Raw genomic sequence first — 628 nt, 5'->3', positions numbered from 1 at the left:
CGCGTGGCGATCGGCCTGCTGGTGATGGCGAACGTCGTCCGTACGCGCCGCGTGGTCCGAGCGGTGATCGTGGGCCGCGTCCGTCGTTTGGCGACCGTGGCGCGCCGCGTGGCGATCGGCCTTCTGGTGATGGCGAACGTCGTCCGTTCACTCCCCGTGGAGATGCTCCGCGTGGTCCGAGCAGCGATCGCGGCCCCCGCCCTTCATTTGGCGACCGTGGCGCTCCGCGTAGTGACCGGCCTTCCGGCGATGGCGAACGTCGCCCATTCAGCCCGCGCGACGATGCCCCGCGTGGTGCGAGCAGCGATCGTACGCCTCGTCCTTCATTTAATGATCGAGGCGGACCACGTGGCCCGAGCAATGATCGCGGGCCGCGTCCGTCGTTCGGCGACCGCGGCGCGCCGCGTGGCGATCGGCCTTCCGGCAACGGCGAACGTCGTCCCTTCACGCCGCGTGGCGATGCTCCGCGGGGCCCCAGCAGCGATCGCGGTCCACGACCTTCCTTTGGTGATCGAGGCCCACGCCCATCGTTTGGCGACCGCAGCGCCCCCCGTGGCGACCGCCCCTCAGGCGACAGCGAACGCCGTCCGTTCAAAGCCCGCGAAGATGCGCGCGGCCCAGGCAGCGA

Annotated in this window: 1 protein-coding gene; it reads left to right on the top strand. The window is 71.0% G+C overall.

Annotated elements, in window-relative coordinates; translation table 11 throughout:
- On the top strand, positions 1 to 628 hold a 628-nt coding region (locus EOS_RS47390), incomplete at both ends, for a hypothetical protein (RefSeq protein WP_160312587.1).

This window comes from Caballeronia mineralivorans PML1(12) (assembly GCF_001028175.1).
Taxonomy (GTDB): Bacteria; Pseudomonadota; Gammaproteobacteria; order Burkholderiales; family Burkholderiaceae; genus Caballeronia; species Caballeronia mineralivorans.
Note: the sequence above shows the minus strand (reverse complement) of the source record. Positions and strands in the feature narration are given on the sequence as shown.